We start from the raw sequence: 25,916 nt of genomic DNA, 5'->3' as shown, positions 1-25,916 counted from the left end.
AGCTACTCCTTGCGCCAATTGCGGCGCGCCTGGGCCGCGGTTTCCAGCAGCGCCAGCAGCGCCGCGTCGTCGCCGTTCTGAATCGCGCGCTCGGCGCGATCCAGGACGGCGCGCACGTCGGCAAGCTCGGCCAGCATCGCATCGCGATTAGATAGAAAGATATCGCGCCACATCTCCGGCGAGCCCGCCGCGATGCGCGTGAAATCACGAAAACCGCTGCCTGCCAGATCCAGGCGCGTACCGGCATCGGCGGCCGTGGCCACCTGTTCCATGTAGACCGCCGACAGCAGATGCGGCAGATGGCTGACCGACGCCAGCAGACGATCGTGCGCGCCCGCGTCCATGTCGATCACGCTGGCGCCGCAGGCCTGCCAGGCTCGGCGCACCAGATCGGCCGACGCCGCGCTATTTTCGGCAAGCGGCGTCAGGATAACGGTGCGATCACGGTACAGCGTGGGATCGGCGGCGTCCGGCCCGGTACGTTCAGCGCCCGCGATGGGATGCCCGGGCACAAAGCGCCCGACGCTGCCGCCAAGCGCTTCGCGCGCGGCCTCAACGACTTCGGCCTTGGTGCTGCCCGCATCGGTCAACACCGTCGTGGCGCCCAGATGCGGCAGCATCCGCGACAGCACGTTCTTCAAGCCGCCAACAGGCGTGGACAGCAGAATCAGGTCGGCACGGGCCGCCGCGTCTTCCGCGCTGACGGCCTCATCGATCAAGCCCAGTTCGACCGCGCGCGCCAGCGAAGACGCGCTGCGCCCCACGCCCAGCACCCGGCCCACCTGCCCTGCCCGGCGCAACGCCCCGGCGAAAGATCCGCCGATCAAGCCCACGCCCACGACTGCCAATACAGGAATAAGGGGGCCCGCGGCCCCCTGATCGGTAGAAGGTAACGCGTCGTTCATGCGGACAGGATGGCGGTCAGGGCATCGATGAAGCGGGCGTTCTCTTGCGGCAAACCGATAGACACGCGCAGCCATTCAGGCAGGCCATCGCCGGCCACCGGGCGCACGATCACGCCCCGCTTGAGCAATTCCAGGTTGATGCGCGGCGCATCACCCACATGCACCAGCACAAAATTCCCGTAGCTGGGCACGTAGCGCAGCTTCAGTCGGTCGAACGCCTCGCACAATTGCGCTTTGCCCGACTTGTTCGAGGCATATGCCTCTTCCAGGTAAGCCGCGTCGCCCAGCGCGGCAATCGCCGCGGCCTGAGCCAGTGTGTTCACGTTGAACGGCTGGCGCACGCGATTCAGCAGGTCGGTCAACGGCGGCTGCGCCACCGAGAAACCCACGCGCAGGCCCGCCAGGCCATAGGCCTTGGAGAAGGTGCGCGAGATGATCAGGTTCGGGAACCGGCGGGCCAGCGCAGTGCTGTCGAAACGGTGTTCCGGGTCCAGGTACTCGTTGTAGGCCTCGTCCAGCACCACGGTGACGCGGTCGCCGTGCGCGGCCTGCACGCGTTCCAGGAACGAGGCGACCTTGTCGCCCGGCACGAAGGTGCCCGTGGGATTGTTGGGGTTGGCGATGAACAGCAGGCGCGTGTCGTCAGCGATTGCGTCGAACATCGCGTCCAGATCATGGCCGTAGTCTTGCGCCGGCACCACGATGTGGCGCGCGCCGCGCGCTTGCGTGGCAAGGCGATACACCGCGAACGAATGCTGCGCATACACTGCCGAGGCACCCGGTTCCAGCAAGGCCAGCGCGGCGATTTCCAGAATGTCGTTCGAGCCGTTACCCAGCGTGATCCAGCTCATCGGCACGCCGTAGCGTTCCGCCAGCGCCGCTTTCAGGTCGAAACCGTTGGGATCGGGATAGCGGGCCAGCGACTCGGCCGCCGCCAGCATGGCCGCGCGCGCCGACTTGGGCATGCCCAACGGGTTTTCGTTTGACGCCAGCTTGACGATGCCGGCCGGATCCAGCCCGAACTCGCGGGCCAGTTCTTCAATGGGCTTACCCGCCTGGTAAGGCGCGATGGCGCTGACGTGCGCGGGTGCAACGAGGGGCTTGGATGCGGTGGTCATGGTGTGGAGGCTCACGGCGCCGGGTAGGAACCCAGCACCTTCAGGTAGGCGACCTGCGCCTGCAAGGCGGCAAGCGCGCGTTCGACGTTCGGGTCATTGCGGTGCCCCAGAACGTCAACGTAGAAATAGTATTCCCATTGCCCGGTGCGCGCGGGGCGCGACTCGAAGCGCGTCATCGACACGCCGTTGGCTGCCAGCGGAGCCAGCATTTCATAAACGGCGCCCGCGCGGTTCGGCACCGCCAAAATCAGGCTGGTCTTGTCCTTGCCGCTGACCAGCGGCTGGATGTTTCCGATGGCCAGGAAACGGGTACGGTTGTGCGGATCGTCCTGGATGCCGGCCGCGACGACCTGCAGGTTCCAGGCGGGCGCGGCCACTTCGCCTGCGATCGCCGCGATGGCCGGATCGCCAGCCGCAGCCCGCGCGGCCTCGGAATTGCTGGAGGCGGCCACGCGCTCAAGGTCGGGATAGTTGCGCGTCAGCCAGCCCTGGCACTGGGCCAGCGCCTGCGGATGCGCGGAAATGGTCTTGATACCGTCCATGCCGCCCGATTGCGTCATCAGACAATGACGGATCACCAGCGACCGTTCGCCCAGGATCGTCAGCGGCGTGTTCAGCAGCAGGTCCAGGCTGCGGTTGACGGCGCCTTCCGTGGAGTTCTCCACCGGCACCATGCCCACGTCCGCCTGACCGCCTTCGACCGCGCGGAAGACTTCGTCGAAGGAGACGCACGGCAACTTCTGCACGGCGTGGCCGAAATGCTCAAGCGCGGCCTGCTCCGAGAACGACCCCTGCGGTCCCAGGTACGCCACGGTCATGCCGCGCTCCAGGCCACGGCAGGCCGAGATGATCTCGGTCCAGACCGACGCCACGCCCGCGTTCGGGAACGGGCCAGGGTTGAGCTGCTGCAAGCGGCGGATGACTTCGGCTTCGCGCTCGGGGCGCAATACCGGGCCGTCGGCTTGCGCGGCGTGCTTGGCCTCGCCCACTTCCAGCGCAGCGCGCGCGCGCTGTGACAGCAGGTCGAGTATCTGCGCGTCCAACGCATCAATGCGTTCGCGCAAGGGACGCAGCTTGCGCTGCAGGTCTTCATCCATAGCGGCGCTCGAATTCCTTCAGGTACTCGACCAACGCCGCCACCCCAGCAAGGGGCACGGCGTTGTAGATGGAGGCGCGCATGCCGCCCACGCTCTTGTGGCCCTTCAACTGCGTCAAGCCAGCCGCATCCGCGCCTTGCAGGAAGGCGTCGTTGAGCGATTCATCGCGCAGCACGAAGGGCACGTTCATGCGCGAACGCACGGGTGCATGGATGGGGTTGCGGTAGAACTCGCTGCTGTCCAGGTAGCCGTACAGCAGATCGGCCTTGGCTTTGTTGGCGGCTTCCATGCCCGCCACGCCGCCGTTGGCCTTGACCCACTTGAACACCAGCCCGGCAACGTAGATCGCGAACGTCGGCGGCGTGTTGTAGCGGGAATGCTCCGCCGCCACGTTAGCGTAGTCGAAGGCCGACGGGCAGATCGGCAAGGCATGACCGATCAGGTCGCGACGGACGATGGCCATGGTCACGCCTGCCGGTCCCGCGTTTTTCTGCGCGCCGGCATACATCATGCCGCAGCGCGTCACGTCCATGGGACGCGACAGGAAATGCGACGATGCGTCGACGACCAGCGGCACATCGGGCGCACCCAGCGCGGCGGTGTCGGGCCAGTCCATGAACTCGACGCCGCCGATGGTTTCGTTGCTGCACAAGTGCAGGTAGGCCGACTCCGGACGCACCTTCCAGGTATCGACCGGCGGCACCCAGGTCAGCGGCGCCTGCTCGCGGCCATCCAACTGGATGGACTGCTCGCTGCTTGCCGCAACATGGGTGCTGCCATAGCGGGCCGCTTCCTTGTACGAACGCTTGGACCAATGACCCGTCACGACGAAGTCGGCGGCCGGCGTGCCGCGACGCCCCATGAGATTCATGGGAACGATGGCGTTTTCCCCGGAACCACCGCCTTGCATGAACATGACGGCGTAGTCGGCCGGCAAGCCCAGCAGATCACGCAGATCCGATTCTGCTTCGTCGCAGATCTGCACGAAATGCTTGCCGCGATGGCTCATTTCCATCACGGACATGCCGCTTCCGTGCCAATCCAGCATCTCAGCTGCTGCTTGCTGCAATACCACCTCGGGCAAGGCCGAGGGGCCTGCCGAGAAGTTCCAGGGGCGGGCCATTATTGCTCCGTAGGTTCCGTCGAATCCGTCGCTTGCGCGTCACCGTTGCTGTCGTCGCCGCCTTCGTCCTGGCTCTCTTCGCCCAGGTCGCCGTCGTCGTCCGCATCGCTTTCCACGACACGGCGCACGCCGGACAGCGTGCTGCCGTCGTCAACGTTGATCAGCGTGACGCCTTGCGTCGCGCGGCCCATTTCGCGGATTTCCGCGACACGGGTGCGCACCAGCACGCCACCGGTGGTGATCAGCATGATTTCGTCGGTCGGATTGACCAGCACCGCGCCCACGACCTTGCCGTTGCGCGAACTGGTCTGGATCGCGATCATGCCCTTGGTGCCACGGCCGTGGCGCGTGTATTCGCCGATCGGGGTGCGCTTGCCATAGCCGTTTTCGGTGGCGGTCAGCACGGTCTGCGTTTCGTCGCCAGCCACCAGCAGCGCGATGACGGTCTGCGTTTCCTCGAGCATCATGCCGCGCACGCCGCGGGCGTTGCGGCCCATCGGACGCACGTCGTTCTCGTCGAAGCGGACCGCCTTGCCCGAATCCGAGAACAGCATGACGTCATGCTTGCCGTCGGTCAGGTCGGCGCCAATCAGGTAGTCGCCATCGTCAAGGTCGACGGCGATGATGCCGGCCTTGCGCGGGTTGGAGAAGTCGGACAGCGGCGTCTTCTTGACCGTGCCGCGCGAGGTCGCCATGAAGACGTAGTGGTCTTCGCTGAATTCCTTGACCGGCAGGACCACCGTGACCTTCTCGCCGTCAGCCAGCGGGAACATGTTGACGATGGGCTTTCCGCGCGAGTTGCGCGTGCCTTGGGGCACTTCCCAGACCTTCAGCCAATACACGCGGCCGCGGTTCGAGAAGCACAACAGGAAGTCGTGCGTGTTGGCGATGAACAACTGGTCGATCCAGTCGTTTTCCTTCATCGCCGTCGCCTGCTTGCCGCGTCCGCCGCGCTTTTGCGCGCGGTATTCGGACAAAGGCTGGCTCTTGATGTAGCCGCCGTGCGACAGGGTCACGACCATGTCGGTGGGCGTGATCAGGTCTTCGGTGTCGAGCTCGGTCGCGTTCATCTCGATTTCCGAACGGCGCGTGTCCTTCACGCCGGTCGAGAACTCGGCCTTGATGGCTTGCAGTTCGTCGGAGATGATCGTCGTAATGCGCTCGGGGCGGGCCAGGATGTCGAGCAAATCGGCGATGGTGGACATGATGTCCTTGTATTCGCCGACGATCTTGTCCTGCTCCAGCCCGGTCAGGCGTTGCAGGCGCATGTTCAGGATTTCCTGAGCCTGCGTATCGCTCAGGCGGTACATGCCGTCGCCCTGAAGGCCGAATTCGGCGTCCAGGTCGTCCGGACGGAAGGCCGAACGGCCTCCCGGCGTATCGCCGTCGGCGCGCGACAGCATTTCGCGCACCAGCGACGAATCCCACGACTTGGCCATCAATTCCTGGCGGGCGACGGGAGGCGTCGGCGCCGCCTTGATGATCGTGATGAAATCGTCAATGTTGGCCAGTGCGACGGCCAGGCCTTCCAGCACATGGCCGCGTTCGCGGGCCTTGCGCAGTTGGAACACCGTGCGGCGCGTGACCACTTCGCGGCGGTGCTGCAGGAAGTAGTCGATCATCTGCTTCAGGTTGAGCAGGCGAGGCTGGCCGTCGACCAGCGCCACCAGGTTCATCCCGAAGGTGTCTTGCAGCTGCGTGTTCTTGTACAGGTTGTTCAGGACAACCTCGGGAACCTCGCCGCGCTTGAGCTCGATGACCAGGCGCATGCCGTCCTTGTCGGACTCGTCGCGAATATCGGAGATGCCTTCGATCTTCTTGTCGTTGACGAGTTCGGCGATGCGTTCCTGCAACGTCTTCTTGTTGACCTGGTAGGGAATCGCGTCGATCACGATCGCTTGGCGATTGCCCTTCTCCATGTCTTCAAAGTGGGTCTTGGCGCGCATGATGACGCGGCCGCGACCGGTGCGATAGCCTTCTCGCACGCCGGACATGCCGTAGATGATGCCGCCCGTGGGGAAATCAGGCGCCGGGATGAGCTCGATGAGCTCATCGACCGTGCAGGCCGGATTGCGCAGGCAGTACAGGCACCCGTCCACCACTTCCTGGAGGTTGTGTGGCGGAATGTTGGTGGCCATGCCCACCGCGATGCCCGAGCTGCCGTTGACCAGCAGGTTGGGCAGGCGCGACGGCAACAGCAGCGGCTCTTGCTCGCTGCCGTCGTAGTTGGGGCCGAAGTCCACGGTTTCCTGGTCGATATCGGCCAGCAGTTCGTGGGCAATCTTGGCCAGGCGAATTTCGGTGTAGCGCATCGCCGCGGCGTTATCGCCGTCGATCGAGCCGAAGTTGCCCTGGCCGTCGACCAGCATGTAGCGCATGGAGAAATCCTGCGCCATGCGGACGATGGTGTCGTAGACGGATTGGTCGCCGTGGGGGTGGTACTTACCGATGACGTCCCCGACGATACGCGCCGACTTCTTGTAGGCGCGATTCCAATCGTTGTTCAGCTCATGCATCGCGTAGAGCACGCGCCGGTGGACGGGTTTCAGCCCGTCCCGCACATCCGGTAGCGCCCGCCCAACGATCACGCTCATCGCGTAATCGAGGTAACTGCGGCGCATCTCTTCTTCCAGCGAAACCGGAAGCGTCTCCTTGGCAAAGGAATCCATATATATAACGACAGAATCGTGTAAGGAGGAACCCGGGCCGGGTAAACAGGAAATTCTATCATTCGATTCCGATCCCGTCGGGCAGGGCTGCGGGAAGTGGCCAATGAGCGGCCTTCGCGGATAACCCTCCCGATACAATGGGGATGGCGCGGCCCGCTGCCGGGCTGCGTCCGATGGCCCCTGTTGTCAAAAACCAACATGGAAAACCGATGGAGCGCCGAAAACGCCGTATCCAGCGTTAATGCGCCTGTCCAGGGAAGCCAAAGGCCCCCAAATGCCTTAAGATTGTTTCCAGCACGCAGGAAACCCAGTAGCTAATCCTTTGAACCAGCTCTTGGCGTTGCTATACTGGCCCCGTTTTCCTGATATGCGGCGGGGGTTCGCTGCGAGTCACTTATCCAGCTTCAAGCTCAACGAGGAGAAACATGAACAAACCCTCCAAATTCGCTCTGGCGCTCGCCTTCGCCGCCGTCACGGCCTCTGGTGTAGCTTCCGCGCAAACCGTGGACAACTGGCGCAACCCGTTCGGTAACGTTTGGAAAAACGGTACGAACGAACTGTGCTGGCGCGATGCTTTCTGGACCCCTGCCACCGGTATCCCCGGTTGCGACGGTGTCCCGGTTGCACAACAGAAGGCGAAGCCGGCCCCGATGGCGGCAAAGGTCGTGTTCAATGCTGACACGTTCTTCGACTTCGACAAGTCGACCCTGAAGCCCGAAGGCCGTCAGCTGCTGGATCAAGTCGCCCAGCAAGCTCGCGGTATCGAGCTGGAAACCATCATTGCTGTTGGCCACACCGATTCCATCGGTACTGACGCCTACAACCAGAAGTTGTCCGAGCGCCGCGCCGCTTCGGTCAAGACGTACCTGGTCAGCAAGGGTATCGACCCCAACCGTATCTACACGGAAGGCAAGGGCGAGTCGAACCCGATCGCTTCCAACAAGACGAAAGAGGGCCGTGCCCAAAACCGTCGCGTTGAAATCGAAATCGTGGGTAGCCGCAAGTAATTGCCGGACTAGCTACAATAAAGGGCCTCGCATAGCGAGGCCCTTTTTTTCGTCCGTCTTGCACCAATGTGGTGCAATGGCGTGTTTCCCTCCCGCCTTCGCGCGACGGACCCCTCTATATATAGCGTCGCTTTTCGCTGGACCGCCCATGACCACGCAAATTCACGACTCCGCCCGCCCCGCCGTTAACGCCGACCAGGCCGAACTGGACAAGTTCAGCGCCCTGGCCAGCCGCTGGTGGGATCCCGAAAGCGAGTTCAAGCCCCTGCACGCCATCAATCCGCTGCGTTTGGAATGGATTCAGGAGTGCGCCGGCAGCCTGGCCGGCAAGAAAGTGCTGGATGTGGGTTGCGGCGGCGGCATCCTGTCGGAAGCGATGGCCCGGGGTGGCGCGGACGTCACCGGCATCGACCTGGCCGACAAGTCGCTGAAGGTCGCCCGGCTGCACGGCCTGGAGTCGGGCGTGAAGGTCGAATACCGCAAAGTGCCGGTGGAAGAACTGGCGGCGGAACAGCCCGGGCAGTACGACGTGGTCACCTGCATGGAGATGCTGGAACACGTGCCGGACCCGGCATCCATCGTGCGTGCCTGCTCGACGCTCGTCAAACCAAGCGGCTGGGTATTCTTTTCCACGCTGAACCGCAACGCCAAGGCGTTCCTGTTTGCTATCGTCGGCGCCGAATATGTCTTGCGCCTGCTGCCGCGCGGCACCCATAGCTATGACCAGTTCATCAAACCCAGCGAACTGTCGGCGGCAGCCCGCGCCGCCAGCCTGGAGCCGGTCAGCATGCGCGGCATGGAATACAACCCGATCACCCAGATCTACTCGCTGTCGGCCGACACTTCGGTCAACTACCTGATGGCTACCCGCAAATGAGCGCCCTGATCCTGTTCGACTTCGACGGCACCCTGGCCGACACAGCCCCTGACCTGGCCGCTGCCGCCAACCGGCAACGTACCCGCCGCGGGCTTGCACCCCTGCCCTACGAAGCCCTGCGCCCCGTGGCGTCCCAAGGCGCGCGCGGTCTGTTGCGCGTGGCGCTGGACTTGAAGGCTGGCGACCCCGACTACGAACCGACGCGTTTGCAGTTCCTGGAGGATTACGCGGCCAGTTCGACCGTGCACAGCAAACTGTTCCCCGGCATCGAAGCGATGCTGGCCGACATCCGCCGCCGCGGCCTGTCATGGGGCATCGTCACCAACAAGGTGACCTACCTGACCCTGCCGATCGTCGAATTCCTGGACCTGACGCGCGACAGCGCGGTGTTGGTCTGCGGCGACACGACCGCACACGCCAAACCGCATCCGCTGCCGCTGCAACACGCCGCGCGCGAAGCCGGCTTTGCCGTCGACCGCTGCGTCTATGTCGGCGACGACCTGCGCGACATCCAGGCTGCGCACGCGGCGGGCATGCCCGCCGTGGCGGCCGCTTACGGCTATGTGGGCGAAGAAGACAACATCAGCACCTGGGAAGCCGAAACCTGCGCGAATACCCCGGCGGAACTCTGGTCCGCCATCCAACCGCTGTTGCCCCGCGACCTGCGCTGACACGCTTGGCCCTGCCGCCCCGCGGCTGCACTGGGTGCATCCAGGCGCAGGGCGCCAGTGCCCGACGGCTTACGGCAACGCGTCCAGCGCCGGGGGCCGGCTTCAGCCGGCTCGCCCTCGACGGATTCCCTCGCGCTGTTCGCGCGCATTAGTTGACTTGATCGAACAATTTATCCGAAGCGTGGCACTTTATCCGGATTCCAAAGTCCCTTAAAGTGTCACTCATGCAAGGCATTCGGGTGCCTCCCGATTGCCATTCCGGCTGACGCCGGGATTGCGGCCGTTCCCCTCCGCAATCACAGCCCTACGCGCCGACGGCTTTCTGCCACCGCGCAGCGCCCGGCCCTTTGCCGCCGCGCCCCTTAGACCTTTTCGTATACCGATAACGCCCTGCCCCGCGCGCCGCCTGACGGCATCGCGCCAGAGGAATGCCTATGCTTTTGCCTATCCTGTTACTTTCCGCCGCCGGTTTCACGATCCTGACCACCGAATTCCTGATCGTCGGCCTGCTGCCCGGACTGGCCCGCGACCTGAACGTCACGGTGTCGCAAGCCGGTTTGCTGGTTTCGCTGTTCGCCTTCACGGTGGCGGCCACCGGCCCCCTGCTGACCGCGCTGATGGCCAACGTCGAACGCAAGCGCCTGTTCATCGGCGTGCTGCTGCTGTTCGGCGTGTCCAACGCCGTGGCGGCGGTGGCCCCGAACATCTGGGTCATGGCCGTGGCGCGCTTCGTGCCTGCGCTGGCCCTGCCTGTGTTCTGGTCGCTGGCCAGCGCCACCGCCGTGGAACTGGTCGGACCGGCGCGCGCCGGCCGCGCCATCTCGATGGTGGCCTTCGGCATCGTGGCAGCCACCGTGTTCGGCATCCCGATTGGCGTGCTGATCTCGGACGCATTTGGCTGGCGCGCGGCCTTCTGGGTCTTGTCGGGCGTCGCCTTCGCCAAGGCGCTGCTGCTGTTGCTGGCATTCCCCAGCACCCGCATCCGCGCCGACAGCGTCAAACTGGTCACGCAGTTGCGCATCTTGCGCAATCCGATCGTGCTGGGCCACGTGATGCTGTCGCTGCTGGTATTCACGGGCATGTTCACCGCCTACACCTACCTGGCCGACATGCTGGAGCGGCTGGCCGGATTCAACGGGCAAATCGTCGGCTGGACCATGATGGCCTTCGGCGGCGTAGGGCTGATCGGCAACACGCTGGGCGGCCGGATGGTGGACCGCAGCCCGCTGGGCGCGACCGCCCTGTTTTCCTCAATGATGGCGGCAGGACTGGCGTTCGTGGCGCCCGTGATCCAATCGCACGGCCTGCTGGCCGTGGCCCTGGGCATCTGGGGCATTGCGCAGGCCGCGCTGTTCATCGTTTGCCACGTGCGCCTGATGAAAGCCGCCCCCGAAGCGCCCGCCTTCGCGGCGTCGCTGAACATCTCGGGCGCCAACATCGGCATCGGCCTGGGCGCGGTGGTGGGCGGCCATGTCATCGACCACTACGGCCTGGCGTCGCTGGGCTGGGCGGCATCGGTCATCGTGGCGGTTTCCGTCGCCCTGGCCTTGGCGCTGATGGCCGCATCGCGGCCGCGGCAGGCCAAACCCGAGTGCGCCAACGCCGCCTGAACCTGCACTTGTATCCCCCGCGCCACGCCTGTGTGTGCGGGCACGGAGAATGCAGCAGGCTATTGCGTTTACCAGTACAATAGAAGTTCTTGGGGCCGATCCGGATTCGACGTGGGTCGCGAAACAACTCAGGGCATGCCGAGCACCAGTTCGCTCGTTAAACCACTGGAAACACTACAAACGCCAACGACGAGCGTTTCGCTCTCGCCGCTTAAGCGGTGAGCCGCTGCACTGATCTGTCCTTGGGTCAGGTGGAGGAAGGCAACTTCCTAGGGGGGTAACCCTCGAACCACAGCAGCGACATTCACAAGGAATCGGTCTGCGCTGGGGTCACACGGCTCAGATTTAAATTACGTGAATCGCTTTGGTCCGGCCTGTCGGTTGGCTAAGTCCAGAGTTAAAACTAAATAAATCGACTACGCATGTAGAACTGATTGCAGAGGGCTTGCGGACGGGGGTTCAATTCCCCCCGGCTCCACCAAACACTCCAGTGCTATCAAGCACTTAGAAAAGGCCAACCCTTAAAGTTGGCCTTTTTTTTTGGCGTATGCAGACCGCCCACACGCACGGGCCGGTATCTGCCGCGCGCCCTTCTGTATCCCGGATATGGCCCACACGCGCGCCAGCACGACTGCGGTAGCGTGGCGGCAGGCCAACGCGCCACACTTTTACCAAATATGTCCCCAACATTGGCTGGGGTGGAAATAATCCGTCACATATTACCAATACTTTCAAGACATAATAAACGCAAGGAAATGCCACCACGTCTGTGAGGTCATTCTTGCGATGAAAGTCCTTTCCATATTCGGCACGCGTCCCGAGGCCATCAAGATGGCCCCGCTTGTCACCGCGCTGCAGCGGGAGCCGCGGATCCAGAGCGTGGTTTGCGTGACAGGCCAGCACCGGGAAATGCTGGATCAGGTCTTGGCGCTGTTCGACCTGCGCGCCCAGCACGACCTGGATATCATGGTCCCCAACCAGACCCTGAACGGACTCTATGCGCGGTTGATCAGCCGGGTGGATAGCGTGCTGGAGGCGGAGCAGCCCGATTGCGTCCTGGTGCATGGCGACACCAGCACCGCCTCGGCCTGCGCATTGGCGTCGTTCCACCGCCGTGTCCGTATTGGCCATGTCGAGGCCGGATTGCGCACGGGCAATCTGGCGATGCCCTTTCCCGAAGAAATGAACCGCCGCGTCGTCGATGCGGTCGGCGATTGGCTATTCGCACCGACGGCCGAGTCGCGCGGCAATCTGCTGCGCGAGAATCTGGCAGGCCACATTACCGTCACCGGCAACACGGTGATCGACGCGCTGGCGATGACTTGCGCAAAGCTTGATCCGCAACACCCGTTGACGCGTGAATTGGAGGCCCGCTACGACTGGCTGGATCCGTCCCGCCGGCTGCTGCTGGTGACCGGCCATCGGCGCGAGAGCTTCGGGGGTGGTTTCAAGAATATCTGCGCGGCGCTAGCCGAATTGGCCCGGCGCGACGACCTGCAGATCGTTTATCCCGTGCATCTGAACCCGCAAGTCCGCAATGTGGTGATGACGGAATTGGCGGGGCTGTCGCATGTGCATCTGATCGATCCCCTGGACTACCTCGACTTCGTCTGGTTCATGCAACGGTCGTATCTGATTCTGACCGATTCCGGCGGCGTTCAGGAAGAAGCCCCTTACCTGGGGAAACCGGTGCTGGTGATGCGCGACGTGACCGAGCGCCCCGAGGCCGTGCAGGCGGGAACGGTGGCGCTGGTGGGCACCGACACGCGGCGCATCGTGGCCGAAGTGACCCGGCTGCTGGACGACCCCGGTCTGCATGCGTCTTTCTCGCGGCGCATCAACCCCTATGGAGACAGTCAAGCCAGCCAACGCATCGTGGACGCCTTGTGCGGCCGCGCCGTATCGGAATTCGACCCCTACGGAACTGCGGCCGCGGCTGGCGCCTGACGCCCTCGCGACGTGTTCCCTGCCCGGAGCCCCCATGCCTTCCCCTGCCCTGACCACCCCCGCTATCCGAACGCTTTGCCGCGCCCTGATGGCAGCCGGCCTGCTATTTCCCCTGGCCGCGATGGCCAGCCCCGCCGGCGACGCCTTGCGGCGCTTGCAGAGCGATGACTGGGTCACGCGGAACACCACGCTGCAAGATTTGGGCATCACGGAGCCGGTCGTCCTGAGCAACAGCGACGCGCGCCACGACTTCTATCTGCCAGTGCCGCGCGGCGTGCCGATTTCCGAGGCAACGCTGAACTTCGACGCGAAATACACCAAGGGTGAACCGGGGCGCACGAGCATGGTGCTATGGGTGGATGGTGTGCCGCAGACCGCGCAGCGGATCGCCGACGGCGACGGGTCCTTGACCCGCAAACTATCCGTGGAACACCGCAGCCGCGAGACCGGATTCCTGCGGCTGGGCATCGACTGGCAGTCGGAAATTGCGCCGCGCCATTGCGAGAGCAATCGCGCGACGGCCAATGCGCTGAGGATCTCGCCACAGACCTCCCTGAGCTACCGCTACGACGCGTCCGCCATCGGCAACCTTGACGACGCTTGGGGCACCTTGCCCGGCAAACCCGTATTGATGGTGCCTGGCGCCAAAGTGGATCCGCAGATTTTCGACAGTGCCTGGCGCATTGGCGTGGCGATGGAGCGCGCGGGTAAGCGCGTGGCGGTCAAGGCGTTCCCATCGGTGGGCGACGAGGTCGACACGCGCGGCCTGCAGACGCCCGCCGGCCTGGAGCAGATCCCGGCGTTCGCCGCCGTGGCGGACAATGCCAAGCACAAGTTGGCCAGCCCCGCGGAGATCGGCGCCTTGCTGGTCTTGGGCGCCCCCGCCGTCAGCGGCGACGTGGTCATCGTCGATGCTTCGCTGCGGGCCCGCTATAACACTGCGCTGGACGCTTTGCAGGCACAGCTGGCTTCCGACGCCGACGCCGCCGACGCGTTCAAGGCCTGGCGCCAGCAACGCATGCCGCTTGCCAGCGCGGACCTGCCCGCCAAGAATATCCGGCTGCTGTCGTTGGGGCGCCAAGCCGTGATCGCCGTGGCCGCCGATGCCGGCGCTCAGGGCGCCGGCGCCTTCGATGCGGCATGGCGGCGCATCCTGGCAACCCGCCAGGTCAATGTGAAGACTGCGACGCCGCCCCAGACTTTCGCGGACGGGGGCCTGCGCCTGACCACCCTGGGCGGTTCGCCGGACAGTTTCGACGTGGTGGCGCGCGGCGACTGGAATGCGACCTTTCCGTTGGCATCGGTGTCCGCGGATGGCCGGATGCCGGACGAACTGGTCGTGGACCTGGCCGCGGCGCCCGGCGCGTCGACGACACGCCCGGTGGCCTCGGTCTTCTGGAATGGCATTTTGCTGGCTGCCAAGCAGTTGGACGCCGATGGGCGGCCCGAACGCTTGATCGCCCGCGTGCCCGGCTATGCGCTGGGCGTCACCAATGCGGTGCGCGTCTCTTTCCAGCGTCAGCCGGTATCGGTGGACTGCAACGAAATCCCGCAAGGCTATCCCGTGAACGTGCTGCCGACGAGCTACGTGAAACCGGGCAAGGCGCAACCCGACGGGACCTTCGTGGGACTGCTGCCGCTACTGGCCGGCAGCCCGCAACTGATCATTCCAGACAGCTATCTGGCGGATGCGCCCGACAACATCAAGCGCGTCATCGGTATCGCCTCCGCCAGCGGCATGTCTGCAACGCGCGCGGAACTGACGGTGGCGCCCGCAGGCCAGGCGGTCAAGCCCGCCCGGCCGTTCCTGGCGATGGAAGTCACGGTGGACGGGGCCAAGCCCATGGTCCAGGTGACCGACCGCAAGCAATTGAAGGTGGACGGCAAGAACGCGACGTGGCTGGACATTTCGGGCCTGGACCACATAAGCACCGCGGAAGTCGTCAGCGGCGGCGGCCAGGACGGTTTGCTCTGGCACACCTTGGGCGAGCGTCCGGGCATGCTGGATGCGCCGTTCGTGCTGAACCGCGGCAACGTCGTCATCATCGGCGCAACGGGCCCGGTGGCCTGGATCGATAGCGGCAACCCCGACGCCAGCCATCCGCCAGGCGCGGGCGAAAGCGCTTTCTTCGAATGGCGCCGCTATATCTCGTGGAGCGTGCCCGCCATCAGTATCAGCATGCTGATATTGATCCTTATCCTGATCGTCGCGCTACGCGTGAGCCGCAGGAAGCACAAGGAAAACAAGTAAACCGGAAGCGCCATGTCCTCGCTTTACTGGCCCTACCTCATCGCGGATTACTACCGCGGGCTGGAAGTCGTGACCGCGATCGTGGGCGTGGTCATCCTTCTTTCGAGCCTGGACGACCTGTTCATCGACGCCTGGTTCTGGCTGCGCGAGCTGAAGCGTTCGCTGACGGTCAAGCGCCGCTACACCCCGCTTTCGGCCGAACAGCTGCGCGCCAAGGAGGAACAGCCGCTGGCGATCATGGTGCCTGCGTGGCTCGAGTATGACGTGATCTCGTCGATGCTTGAGACGATGGTGGCGACGCTGGAATATAAGAACTACATGATCTTCGCCGGCACGTATCAGAACGACCAGCGGACGATCGACGAAGTCGAGCGCATGCGCCGGCGTTATCGGCAACTGATCCGCGTGGAGGTGCCCCACGACGGCCCCACCTGCAAGGCCGATTGCCTGAACTGGATCGTGCAAGCCATCTTCGCGCAGGACGAGAAGCAGCCGGTGCCATTTGCTGGCGTCATTCTGCACGACAGCGAGGATGTGCTGCATCCGCTGGAGCTCAAGTACTACAACTACTTGCTGCCGCGCATCGATTTCATCCAGCTGCCGGTGACGTCGCTGGAGCGCCATTGGTATGAATTGGTCGCGGGCACCTACATGGACGAATTCGCGGAGTGGCACACCAAGGACCTGGTGGTGCGCGAAAGCCTGTCCAAGATGGTGCCGTCCGCCGGCGTGGGCACCTGCTTTTCGCGGCATGCGCTGGTGGAGCTAGCCGCCGAAACCAATAACCAGCCCTTCAACACCGACACGCTCACCGAAGACTATGACATCGGCGCGCGGCTGGCCCAGCGCGGCATGAAGCAGATCTTCGGCAAATTCCGCGTGGAATACGTGACGCGGCGGCGGTCGTGGTTCGGGCTTGGTCCTGAGAAGATATCGACCATCAAGATGCCGCTGGGCGTGCGCGAGTATTTTCCCAACACCTTTCGCACGGCTTACCGGCAGAAGGCGCGCTGGACCCTGGGAATTGGCCTGCAAGGCTGGCAGCAAGTGGGTTGGACGGGATCGCTGGCCACCCGATACCTGCTGTTTCGCGACCGCAAGGGGCTGGTCACGTCGTTCATTGCGATTCTGGCGTATGTGCTGCTGGCCAACTTTTTCGTGTTTTTCCTGGCGGACAAGTTTGGCTGGTGGACGGTGTATTACCCGTCGTATTTCCGGCCCGGCGGGTGGCTGGTGACGCTGATGTGGATCAACGCGGTGGCGCTGTTGCTGCGCGTGGTGCAGCGGGCATACTTCGTGGGCCACATGTATGGCTGGGAGCACGCCATGCTGTCGATCCCCCGGATGATCGTCGGCAACTTCATCAATGCGATGGCGGCCGCGCGGGCCTGGCGGTTGTTCATCATGCACCTGATCACCGGCAAGCGCCTGGCATGGGACAAGACCATGCACGACTTCCCAAGCACCGACCAACTGTCGCAGCAGCGCAAACGGCTGGGTGAACTGCTGCTGTCCTGGCAGGCCATCGACCAGGACACGCTGTCGCGCGCGCTTGAGATCCAGGCGCGCGAGAAGAAACCATTGGGCAAGATTCTGATGGAGCAAGGCTGGCTGGATGAGCGCACGCTCAACGAGGCCATCGATTTCCAACAAGCGGGACAGGAGGCGCCGCCGCCTCCGCACGCCCAAGACAAACCCGCGACGACATGACCCTGCCGCCCCGTTCGCTCATCTTGTCCGCCGCGCTGGCTTGCGTGTGGGCGGCCACGCCTGCCGCCGCCGAGACCTCTGGCCAGACCTCGGGGCAAACCTCCAGCCAGACGCCAGCCAAGACGGAAGCGCCGCTGGAAGGCGCCGCTTGGCAGTTTGCCGATGAAGGCTACAAGAACTACGACGCGGGCAAGTATGAGCTTGCCCAGCAGCAGGCGGAATCCGCCATCGCCCTGCGTCCGGACGTGGAACGGCTGCGCTTGCTGCTGATCTATTCGCTGCAAAAGCAAGGCAAGCTGAAGGAGGCCGACCAGGCCGCTGCCGACGCCATCAAGAACGGCCTGGACACGCCGGCCTTGCGGCAGGCCCGCGCCAACCTCAAGCCGCAGGCCACGCCGCGCCCGGCAGGCGGCACGACCGCCCGGGCCTCGGGGGGCCCGGCCACGACTTCCGCCTACCGCCGCGGCTTTCCCATCGCCACGCGCGCCTACGCCGACTACAACCGCGCCGACTACCCGGCCGCGGCGCGCGGGGCCGAACAGGCGTTCCGCATCGATCCAAAGCAAGGCGCCTGGGCCATGCTGTGGTTGGACGCGCTGGAAGCCCAGGGCAAGTATGAAGATGCCGACGACGCCGCCGCCCGGGCCATTGCGCTGGGCGCGCCGAACAAGAACGATCTGACCGCCCGCCAGCAGACGATGAAGCGGCGCATGGCGATCAAGCCGGCCGAGGCGGGCTACCAGGCCCTGATCGCCAACCGGCCGGGCGACGCCGTGCCGCTGGCGCGTCAGGCCGTCGCGCTGGCGCCCGATACCGCCAGCCATCGCCTGCTGCTCATCAGCGCGCTGATGCTGGATAACCAGTTGCAGGCAGCCGAAGACGCGGCGACGGACGCGATGAAGCAGGATGACGAGAACACCGTGGCGCTGGTCATGCGGGCGTATCTGCGTCAACGTCAGGGCAAGACCGAACTGGCGGATGCGGACTTCGACGCCGCCCTGAAGCAGGATTGGCTGGACGACGACCAGCGCCGGAATATCCGGTTGATTGCTGCGGACGCGTCGCTGGCCGCCGGCGAAAATGCGCGCGCGCTGGCCTTGCTGCAACCGCTTGGCGCCAAGGACGACGCGGCAGAGGCCCGCATCAAACGCGCGCGCTCGCGGCCGGCAGTGCCTGCGACCTTGACGTTGGCCAACTACCCGGCCCCGGTGCAGGATTGCCGCGACACGCCCTACGGCACCTCGTGTGAACTGCTGCCTTCGGACGCCGCCGGCAGCGGCGGCCCCGCCTCGCTGGCTTACGCGGCCTATGCGCGCGAGGATTATCAGGAAGCCATTGCCCAAGCCCGCCAGGCGGTTGCGCAAGACCCCGCCAACAAAGAGTTCCAGCGCCTGCTAACGACCACGCTGGCCGCCGGTAATCGCGCGCAATTGACGGAAGCGAACCAGCGCATGAGCGAGGCGCTGGCGGCCCAACCCGACGATCCCACGCTGCTGATGCAGCGCGGCTACCTGCACCAGCGCCTGAAACAGCCGAAGCTGGCGCTCCAGGATTTCCAGGCGGCGCGCGCCACCGGCAAAGCGCCCCCCACCGTCATCCTGGACGAGGGCTATGCGCTGTCCGGAGTGGGCGACAAACGCGGCGCGGTCGACAAACTGAAGGAAGCCATCGACGAAGCCGATGCCGGCAGGCTGGAACTGACGCCGCAGCAGCGCTTCGACACCCGCAATGGCATTGCGGGGCTGGACCGCGAATGGGGCGGCTATTTTTCCGCCGGCTACCGGGGCGCGCGGCCCGCCTCGGCTGGCCTGGGCGGCGCGGCGGTGACCGTGCCAGGCGACGCCGTATTCAGCACCGCCGAGATCTTCTGGCGTCCGTCCGACTTTCTGAATTCGTCCACGCAGGTCTTCGAACTTTACGGCCGCCTATCCAACACGCTGTACGACAAAGGCGGCAAGACCACGAGCCAGACCGTGTCCGACCCGTGCGGCGGCAGCATCGACGTCAACGAGACCAGCAACCAGGGGCTTGCCGGCATTCCCACGACGGTGGGCTCGTTGGGGTTGCGCTTCACGCCGTCCACCGAGGTGGGGCTGACGTTTGGCCTGGAACGCCAGTTCAACCTGGGCACCGCGACCCGGCGCGGCACGTTCAGCCCGGATCCGTCGGCGTTGCGCTGCCAGCTCAACCGAGACAACGAGACCGCGCACTATGAAACCAATGCCGGTAGCGGCGGCTGGCTGGCCTATGTGACTTACGGGCTGTATGAAGGCACGACGCTGCGCATCGACCGGCCCGACTGGTTCACGATGGAAGGTTACGTGCAGGCGGGCTATTCGTGGCAGGACATGCCCGCGAAATTCTGGCTGCGCAACAACGCGACCGGCGTCGATGGCGAGAAATCATCGGGCAGGCTGAAGCGCGACCAGGCCTTTGGCGCGGGTGAATTGCGCGTGGGGCGCAGCTACCGCATGGACGCCATCAGCGACCGTCTGGTGTTTTTTCCGTATGCCGTGATCGGCGCGGACTGGTTGTCGAACCGGAATCGTGTATCCGGCCTGGACATCAACGGCACCGATTCCTACAACCTGGTGGGCAACGGCTCGTCCTGGTCCTTGGGCGCCGGCCCCGGCTTCAATGTCCGCTACTGGTTCCGCGAAGACCATTACAACGCGCCCCGATCCTACCTGGACTGGACGACGCAATACCGTTTCAACATCGGCGGCGGAGCGGCCGACCGGGCCCGCGGCCTGTTCATCAACCTGACCCTGTCGTACTGACGACCCGCATCGAACAAGGAGTCCGTCTTCATGAAAACCCCTTCTCCCTTTTCCCGCCGCCTGGCGATTGGCTTGTCCGCCGCGCTAGTGGCCGTTGCCGCGCATGCGCAGGAAGGCTCGTCCCTCGTGATCCAGGGCAAGGACAACTGGCTGTTCCCCGGTTGGGGCAGCCTGACGCGGGTGGACATGCGCGGCATCGACGCCTCGACCCAGCTGGTACGCGAAACCCGCGACGCCTTGGCCGCCAAGGGCATCCAGCTGGAAGTGCTGGTGCTGCCGGACAAGACACTGTTCTATCAGGACAAGCTGCCCGACGGGAAATCGCTGAGCGCCGACGTGAAGAAGCGCTATCAGACCATCCAGGACAAGCTGAAGCAGGCCGGCGTGTCGACCTTCGACGACGAAGCCGTACTGAAGCGCGTGCAGGACAGCGGCAAGGACGTCTTCTACCGCACCGACCAGCACTGGACGCAGGCCGCGGCCGACGCCACCGCCGAAGCGCTGGCGCAGCAGATCAAGCAAGACGTGAAGACGCTGGCCGGCAAGCCCGGCACCGGCATGCCGCTGGGCAGCGTGGTCAACGAGCGCCGCTATGGCGATCTGGCCGAACTGTTCCTGACGCCGGACCAGCGCAAGCAGGCCGGCCGCGAGACCTACACCGTGCGCCGCCAGGCCGAAAACCAGAGCCTGCTGGACGACGCGCCCGCCCCCGTGCACGTGACCGGCCACAGCATGGTGCAGCCGTATTTCGGTTTTCCGCAGAAGCTGTCCAACGTGCTGGACCGCCCGGTCTCCGTCAATTGGAAGCCCGGCAACGTCGGCCAGTGGATCATGCTGCTGGAGTACCTGGAGTCGCCCGCGTTCAAGCAGAACAAGCCGCAGGTGCTGGTGTGGCAGATGTTCGAGCCGACCTATGCGCAAGGGCCGGACGCCAAGGGCTTATGGGACAACGCGTCCATCCTGGGCGTCGACGCCTGGCGCAGCCGCATGAAGGCCGCCCTTGCCAAGTAGCGCCGTGGAGCCCGCTGACACATCCGCCGCGCCCAGCCACCGGTTAAGCGCCTGCGTGGTTGCCCTGCTGCTGGCGATGGGCCTGGGCTGGGGCGCCTGGTGCCTGTTCGACGCCAAGATCGGCCCCGAGCAGGTGTCGCCATCGGCCTGGGCCGACGGATCGGCGGGCGGCGTGCTGAACAAGGCCATGCATATGCCCTGGCAGGCGGATGTGGACACCTGGAATGCCTCGGTGCGCTACCGCGTGCTGGGCGACCTGGGCGATCAGGTCGCGATGGGCTGCCCGCAATGGCTGTTCTACCGCGACGGCTTGCGCCCGCAGCCTGGCGTCCACGTCTTCAACGAACGCGTGCGCCTGATGCGGCACTGGGTGGATGAACTGCGCAAGAAGCAGGTGCAGGTGCTGGTCGTCGCCGTGCCCGATAAATCCCGCATCGAAGCTGACCGGCTCTGCGGCCTGCCGGTGTCGCTGCCAATGCGCCAGACGCTGGACGCGTGGCAGGATGCCCTGCGCGCGCAGGGTGTGCCTTTCGTGGACCTGCGCGACGCGTTGCGCGCCGCGCCCGCCCCCCGCTTCTTCCGCACCGACGTGCACATGAACGCGCAGGGCGCGGAAGCGGCCGCGCAGCGCGTGGCCGAGGCGGCCTTGCCCCTGCTGCAAGGGCCCGGCACGCAAGCGTTCAAGACCGATGCGCCCACACCCGCCGCGACGCGGATGGGCGACCTGATCGTGCTGGCAGGGCTGGAGCACGCGCGGCCGGGCTGGCGCCCGAAGCTGGAAATGGTATCGGAACAGAAAATCGAACCGGTGCGCGCTGGCGGACTGCTGGACGAAGCGCCGCCCGTGGAAGTGTTGCTGGCGGGCACGTCCAATGGCCGCCGCAGCCAGTTCGCGGAACGGCTGGGCATCGGCCTGGGCCGTGAAATCTGGAACATGAGCCTGGACGGCGGGCAGTTTTCGGGAGCGTTGCAGATCGCGCTGAACCAGCGCGATCAATGGCCCAAGAGCCTGAAGGTACTGATCTGGGAATTCTCGGAAAACGCCTTGTCCCTGCCGCTGACCCCGGACGAACAGGCCGTGCTGGCCCGCCTGCCGTAGCGAACCAAGATGCTATTTAACTCTTACCTGTTCCTGCTGATCTTCCTGCCGGTCACGCTGGCCGTCTATTACGCGCTGGGGCCGCTGAACGTGCGCCTGGCGGCATTGTGGTTATGCCTGACGTCGCTGGTCTTCTACGGCTGGTGGAACCCGCAGTTCGTGGCGCTTCTGGCTGGCTCCATCGCCTTCAACTACGTGGTCAGCCAGTGGATCCTGCACAACGCGGGACGGCCCCGGCTGCAGGGGCTGATCGTGGGACTGGGCGTGGGCGCCGACCTGGTGCTGCTGTTCCATTACAAGTACTTCGCCACGCTGCTGAACTTCCTGACCGACCTGGGAGTGACCCAAACGACGATGGACGACATCATCCTGCCGCTGGGTATTTCGTTCTTCACGTTCACGCAGATCGGCTACCTGCTGGATTGCAAGGCGGGCGTGGTGAAAGAGCGCAGTCTGCTGAGCTATGTGCTGTTCGTCACGTTCTTTCCGCACTTGATCGCCGGCCCCATCCTGCATCACAAAGAAATGATGCCGCAGTTCGCACAACCCGAAAACTATCGCTTCAAAGCTGAAAACCTGTCTGTCGGCGCCATGCTGTTCGTGATTGGACTGGCCAAGAAGGTGCTGCTGGCCGATGGCATCGCGCCCTATGCGGATGCGGGTTTCGCCGCGCCGGGCGAACTGCTGTTCTGGGGCTCGTGGGGCGCCAGCGTCTGCTACGCGCTACAACTGTATTTCGACTTTTCGGGCTATTCGGACATGGCGTTGGGCCTGGCCAAGATGTTCGGCATCCGCTTCCCGTTGAACTTCAATTCGCCCTACAAGGCCAGCAGCATCATCGACTTCTGGGCGCGCTGGCACATGACGCTGACCCGCTACATCACCGCCTACCTGTACTACCCCGTAGCGATGGCGGTGTCGAAATGGCGCACCGACCGCAACCTGCCGGTGGGCTCCGCGGGCATCCGCACACCAGGCGGATTCGTCAGCAGCATCGTGTTCCCGACGCTATTCACAATGACACTGGCGGGCGTGTGGCACGGCGCGGGTTTGCAGTTCATCGTCTTCGGGCTGCTGCACGCCATGTACCTGTCGGTAAACCATGCGTGGCGCATTTTCGTCGTGGGCCGCAAGCCGGCCGCCGCCCGCCAGGCAGGCGGCGTCAAGCGCGGCCTTTGCATTCTGCTGACCTTCGTGGCGGTGCTGGTGGCGCAGGCGTTCTTCCGCGCCCATGGCGTAGGCGACGCGATGCTGCTGATGCAGGGCATGGTTGGCATGCGCGGCATGGAATCGCTGGACCTGTCCACGCATGTGGCCGGCCTGGCGTGGGGCGACGCCTGGCGCGTCATCGTGGGCCATCACCTGCAGCTGGTCTACGCGATCGTGCTGCTGGGCATCGCGTGGTTCACGCCCAATGCGCACCAGATCCTGGGCCGCTATTCGCCCGCGCTCTTCAAGACACAGGAAGCGCCTAGCGCCTTCATGCGGTGGCGCCCCAACACGGCCTGGCTGGCCGCGATGCTGGTGTTGCTCTTTCTTTGCCTGGTAAACCTGCACAAGGAAACCCGGTTCCTCTATTTCCAATTCTGACCGCGTCGCGGTCCTGGAGCATCCTATGGACATCAAGGCGATCGAGACCAAGGTTTCGGACATCATCGAGAACATCATCCTGACCAAGGTCGACCCCGACACGCTGCTGATCGACTCCGGCCTGGTGGATTCGCTGGCCGCCGTGGATCTGGCGTTGGCCGTGGAACGCGAGTTCGGCTGCAAGATCCCCCCGACCGAGATCGACGTGCACCTGGAATCGGTGCATACGCTTGCCGCATTCATCGCGGAGAACGCCCGCGCTTGAGGCGCACGCCGGCAGCCTGGAGGACGGCATCATGCGTTTCGATTTCAACACCTATGATTTTGCCGACGCCACGGCCGGCGCCACGGCCGTGGCGGTCGTTGACGCGCAAGGCGCCACGACATGGGGCGAGTTGAAGGCCGCCACCGACGCGTGGGAACAGGCCGCCCGCCAGGCCGGTGCCACGGCGGGCGTGCCGCTTGCGATCTCGGGCCACAAGGAAACCGCCTTCTTGGTAGCCATACTGGGATGCCTGCGGCTGGGCGTGCCTTTCGTGCCGGTGGACGTCATCAATCCGCCCGAGCGCATCGCGCGCATTGGCGAACTGGTGCGGGCGGGCCTGCGCTATGACGCCCAAGCCCGCGTCTTCGTGCCCGGCTGCGCCGCGCCGGCGCCATTGGCAGAAGCGGGGCTGGCCTACATCATGTTCACGTCGGGCAGCACGGGCGACCCCAAAGGCGTGCAGATCGGCCGCGAAAGCGTCACGCTCTTCGCTGGCTGGATCCGCGATTGCCTGGGCCTGGGCCCCGCGCCGGCGTTCATGGACCAGATGCTGTTCAGTTTCGACTTTTCGTTGTTCAACTGGGTCGGCGCGCTGGAACTGGGCGGCACCTGCGTGCTGTGCCCGCGCGAAACCATCGCCGAACGCGACACGTTTCTACGGTATCTGGCCGACTCGCGCATCAATGTCTGGGCCTCGACGCCGTCGTTCGTGCGGCAACAGTTGTTCAACCCCGACTTTGATCACGCGCATCTGCCGGACCTGCGCGTCTTCGTGTTCGGCGCGGAATCCCTGACGCCCTCCCTGACTGACGCCCTGTGGCAGCGGTTTCCGCAGGTCCGCATCATCAATTCCTACGGGCCGACGGAAGCCACCTGCTCGACGACCTGGGTCGAGATCGACGCGGACCTGCGCGCGGCCGCGCCCAATCCGTTTCCCATCGGCCGCGCCAAACCGTATGCGGACGTTTTCATCGAAAACGGTGAAATCAGCATCGCGGGCGACCACGTCATGCGCGGCTACCTGAACCGCCCCGAACTGAACGCGTCGCGCATGTTCGTGCGCAACGGCAAGCGTGGGTACCGCAGCGGCGACCTGGGCGAGATCGACGCGCAAGGCCTCGTGACCTTCCGTGGCCGCGCCGACGACCAGATCAAACTGCACGGCTACCGCATCGAACTGGCCGAGATCGATGCGGCCATCGCCACGCTGCCCGGCGCCCGCGCGGGCGCCGCCGTCGCCCTGCGCCGCCCTGACGGCGCCATCGTCCGGCTGATCGGCTTTGTCGAACCCGCAGTGGCCGGCCCCGACGGCTTGCAGCCGCTGCCGCCTGAACTGCATGACTGGAAGTCCGTGCTGGCACGCCGTCTGCCGCCCTACATGATCCCGTCCGAGCTGCTTGCCTGCCATCGCTTTCCCACGACCAGCACGGACAAGGCGGACCGCAAGCAGCTGCAGCAGCTTTACCTGGACGCCCGTCTCAGCAAAAAACCGGAGCCCTGAATCATGTCCACCCTTTTTCGCCAAGCAGCGCTTGCTTTCGCGTTGGCCGCCATGGCCGGCCATGCGGCGGCCGAAGGCGCGTTCGCGCAGCTCTACGCCGCCCGGCCACCGGCCGGATCCTCGTTCGTGCGCATCGTGAACCCGGACGCCACGCCGCTGCGCGTGCAGATCGCCGACGGGCCGGCGCAGGAGGCCGGCGCGGCCAAGCCCGCCACCACCTACGCCATCGTGAAAGGCAACCAGGCCTTCACCGTGCGGGTGGACGGCAAGGCCGCGGCCAGCCTGCAAGTGGCCCCCGACACCTTCAGCACGCTGATTCCACGGCGCGCGGACGGCAAACTGACGTTCGCCATTGTCGACGACAGCAATGGCGCGCAGGACGCGCTGAAGGCGGAGCTACGCTTCTACAACCTGGCGGCCGACTGCCCCGCCGGCCAGTTGGGCGTCAGCCCGTCCGGACCCGTGCTGTTCCAGGACGTGAAACCGGGCGCGGCCGCGGCACGCGCCATCAACCCGGTCAGTGCCACGCTGGCCGCAGGCTGCGGCGCGGCAGCCTCCCCCACGATGTCGCTGCCAGCGCTACAGCCCGGCGACCACTACAGCCTGTTCCTGACCGGGACCGCGGCCGCGCCAATACTGCGCGGCCAGGTCAGCGCCACGGATCCCTACCGTCGCTAAGGAGACA

General features: G+C 65.0%; 19 protein-coding genes and 1 other RNA gene. 15 read left to right on the top strand and 5 right to left on the bottom strand.

Annotated features, from left to right (window positions below; all coding sequences use genetic code 11):
* Positions 1-2 precede the first annotated feature (2 nt).
* Genes ACI0FO_RS03395 through gyrA form a run of 5 tightly spaced genes read right to left on the bottom strand, consistent with a single transcriptional unit; the run spans position 3 to position 6,912 of the window.
* Positions 3-905: a prephenate dehydrogenase gene (locus tag ACI0FO_RS03395; protein ID WP_416024119.1), complete on the bottom strand. Its 903-nt coding sequence runs from the start codon at positions 903-905 to the stop codon at positions 3-5.
* A complete protein-coding gene (gene hisC / locus ACI0FO_RS03390) occupies positions 902-2,023 on the bottom strand; it encodes a histidinol-phosphate transaminase (RefSeq protein ID WP_332008024.1) in 1,122 nt (373 codons plus the stop codon). The genes ACI0FO_RS03395 and hisC overlap by 4 nt, the downstream gene beginning before the upstream one ends.
* Positions 2,024-2,034: 11 nt before the next feature.
* Positions 2,035-3,120, bottom strand: coding sequence for a prephenate dehydratase (gene pheA / locus ACI0FO_RS03385; protein WP_105554971.1), 1,086 nt, complete (start codon positions 3,118-3,120; stop codon positions 2,035-2,037).
* Complete coding sequence (gene serC, locus ACI0FO_RS03380; RefSeq protein ID WP_416024116.1) at positions 3,113-4,243, bottom strand: 3-phosphoserine/phosphohydroxythreonine transaminase; 1,131 nt, start codon at positions 4,241-4,243, stop codon at positions 3,113-3,115. The genes pheA and serC overlap by 8 nt, the downstream gene beginning before the upstream one ends.
* Positions 4,243-6,912: a DNA gyrase subunit A gene (gene gyrA, locus ACI0FO_RS03375; RefSeq protein WP_416024114.1), complete on the bottom strand. Its 2,670-nt coding sequence runs from the start codon at positions 6,910-6,912 to the stop codon at positions 4,243-4,245. Before gyrA ends, serC begins: the two co-directional genes overlap by 1 nt.
* Before the next feature lie 425 nt (positions 6,913-7,337).
* On the opposite strand from gyrA, the gene ompA reads away from it, so the two are divergent.
* From ompA to ACI0FO_RS03300, 15 genes are all read left to right on the top strand, one after another.
* A complete protein-coding gene (gene ompA / locus ACI0FO_RS03370) occupies positions 7,338-7,919 on the top strand; it encodes an outer membrane protein OmpA (protein WP_006225153.1) in 582 nt (193 codons plus the stop codon).
* 148 nt (positions 7,920-8,067) lie between these two features.
* Positions 8,068-8,796, top strand: coding sequence for a bifunctional 2-polyprenyl-6-hydroxyphenol methylase/3-demethylubiquinol 3-O-methyltransferase UbiG (ubiG, locus tag ACI0FO_RS03365; protein WP_416024113.1), 729 nt, complete (start codon positions 8,068-8,070; stop codon positions 8,794-8,796).
* Complete coding sequence (gene gph, locus ACI0FO_RS03360) at positions 8,793-9,467, top strand: phosphoglycolate phosphatase (RefSeq protein WP_416024111.1); 675 nt, start codon at positions 8,793-8,795, stop codon at positions 9,465-9,467. Before ubiG ends, gph begins: the two co-directional genes overlap by 4 nt.
* 434 nt (positions 9,468-9,901) lie before the next feature.
* Complete coding sequence (locus ACI0FO_RS03355) at positions 9,902-11,077, top strand: MFS transporter (RefSeq protein ID WP_416024110.1); 1,176 nt, start codon at positions 9,902-9,904, stop codon at positions 11,075-11,077.
* A 91-nt stretch (positions 11,078-11,168) separates the two neighbouring features.
* Positions 11,169-11,558, top strand: a transfer-messenger RNA (tmRNA) gene (gene ssrA / locus ACI0FO_RS03350).
* A gap of 305 nt (positions 11,559-11,863) precedes the next feature.
* Positions 11,864-13,024, top strand: a complete 1,161-nt coding sequence (wecB, locus tag ACI0FO_RS03345; RefSeq protein ID WP_416024109.1) for a non-hydrolyzing UDP-N-acetylglucosamine 2-epimerase — start codon at positions 11,864-11,866, stop codon at positions 13,022-13,024.
* A 34-nt stretch (positions 13,025-13,058) separates the two neighbouring features.
* On the top strand, positions 13,059-15,275 hold the full coding sequence (locus tag ACI0FO_RS03340) for a hypothetical protein (RefSeq protein ID WP_416024107.1): 2,217 nt from the start codon (positions 13,059-13,061) through the stop codon (positions 15,273-15,275).
* Between the two features lie 12 nt (positions 15,276-15,287).
* The gene (locus ACI0FO_RS03335) at positions 15,288-16,985 is read left to right on the top strand and encodes a glycosyl transferase family protein (protein ID WP_416024106.1); all 1,698 of its coding nucleotides are present in this window, start codon (positions 15,288-15,290) and stop codon (positions 16,983-16,985) included.
* Positions 16,982-19,765, top strand: a complete 2,784-nt coding sequence (locus tag ACI0FO_RS03330; RefSeq protein ID WP_416024104.1) for an NfrA family protein — start codon at positions 16,982-16,984, stop codon at positions 19,763-19,765. The genes ACI0FO_RS03335 and ACI0FO_RS03330 overlap by 4 nt, the downstream gene beginning before the upstream one ends.
* A 30-nt stretch (positions 19,766-19,795) precedes the next feature.
* Positions 19,796-20,776, top strand: a complete 981-nt coding sequence (locus tag ACI0FO_RS03325; protein ID WP_416024102.1) for an alginate O-acetyltransferase AlgX-related protein — start codon at positions 19,796-19,798, stop codon at positions 20,774-20,776.
* Positions 20,777-20,780: 4 nt separating this feature from the next.
* On the top strand, positions 20,781-21,875 hold the full coding sequence (locus ACI0FO_RS03320; RefSeq protein WP_416024100.1) for an alginate O-acetyltransferase AlgX-related protein: 1,095 nt from the start codon (positions 20,781-20,783) through the stop codon (positions 21,873-21,875).
* A gap of 9 nt (positions 21,876-21,884) precedes the next feature.
* Complete coding sequence (locus ACI0FO_RS03315; RefSeq protein WP_416024098.1) at positions 21,885-23,465, top strand: MBOAT family O-acyltransferase; 1,581 nt, start codon at positions 21,885-21,887, stop codon at positions 23,463-23,465.
* A 25-nt stretch (positions 23,466-23,490) separates the two neighbouring features.
* Positions 23,491-23,730, top strand: a complete 240-nt coding sequence (locus ACI0FO_RS03310) for an acyl carrier protein (RefSeq protein WP_105554984.1) — start codon at positions 23,491-23,493, stop codon at positions 23,728-23,730.
* A 31-nt stretch (positions 23,731-23,761) separates the two neighbouring features.
* Positions 23,762-25,231 (top strand): AMP-binding protein, encoded by a 1,470-nt coding sequence (locus ACI0FO_RS03305; RefSeq protein ID WP_416024096.1) that lies wholly within the window; start codon positions 23,762-23,764, stop codon positions 25,229-25,231.
* 3 nt (positions 25,232-25,234) lie between these two features.
* The gene (locus ACI0FO_RS03300) at positions 25,235-25,909 is read left to right on the top strand and encodes an alginate O-acetyltransferase AlgF (RefSeq protein ID WP_416024094.1); all 675 of its coding nucleotides are present in this window, start codon (positions 25,235-25,237) and stop codon (positions 25,907-25,909) included.
* Positions 25,910-25,916 lie beyond the last annotated feature (7 nt).

The organism is Achromobacter marplatensis (assembly GCF_049060505.1).
Taxonomy (GTDB): domain Bacteria; phylum Pseudomonadota; class Gammaproteobacteria; order Burkholderiales; family Burkholderiaceae_B; genus Achromobacter; species Achromobacter marplatensis_A.
This window is presented reverse-complemented; position numbering and strand designations above follow the sequence as displayed.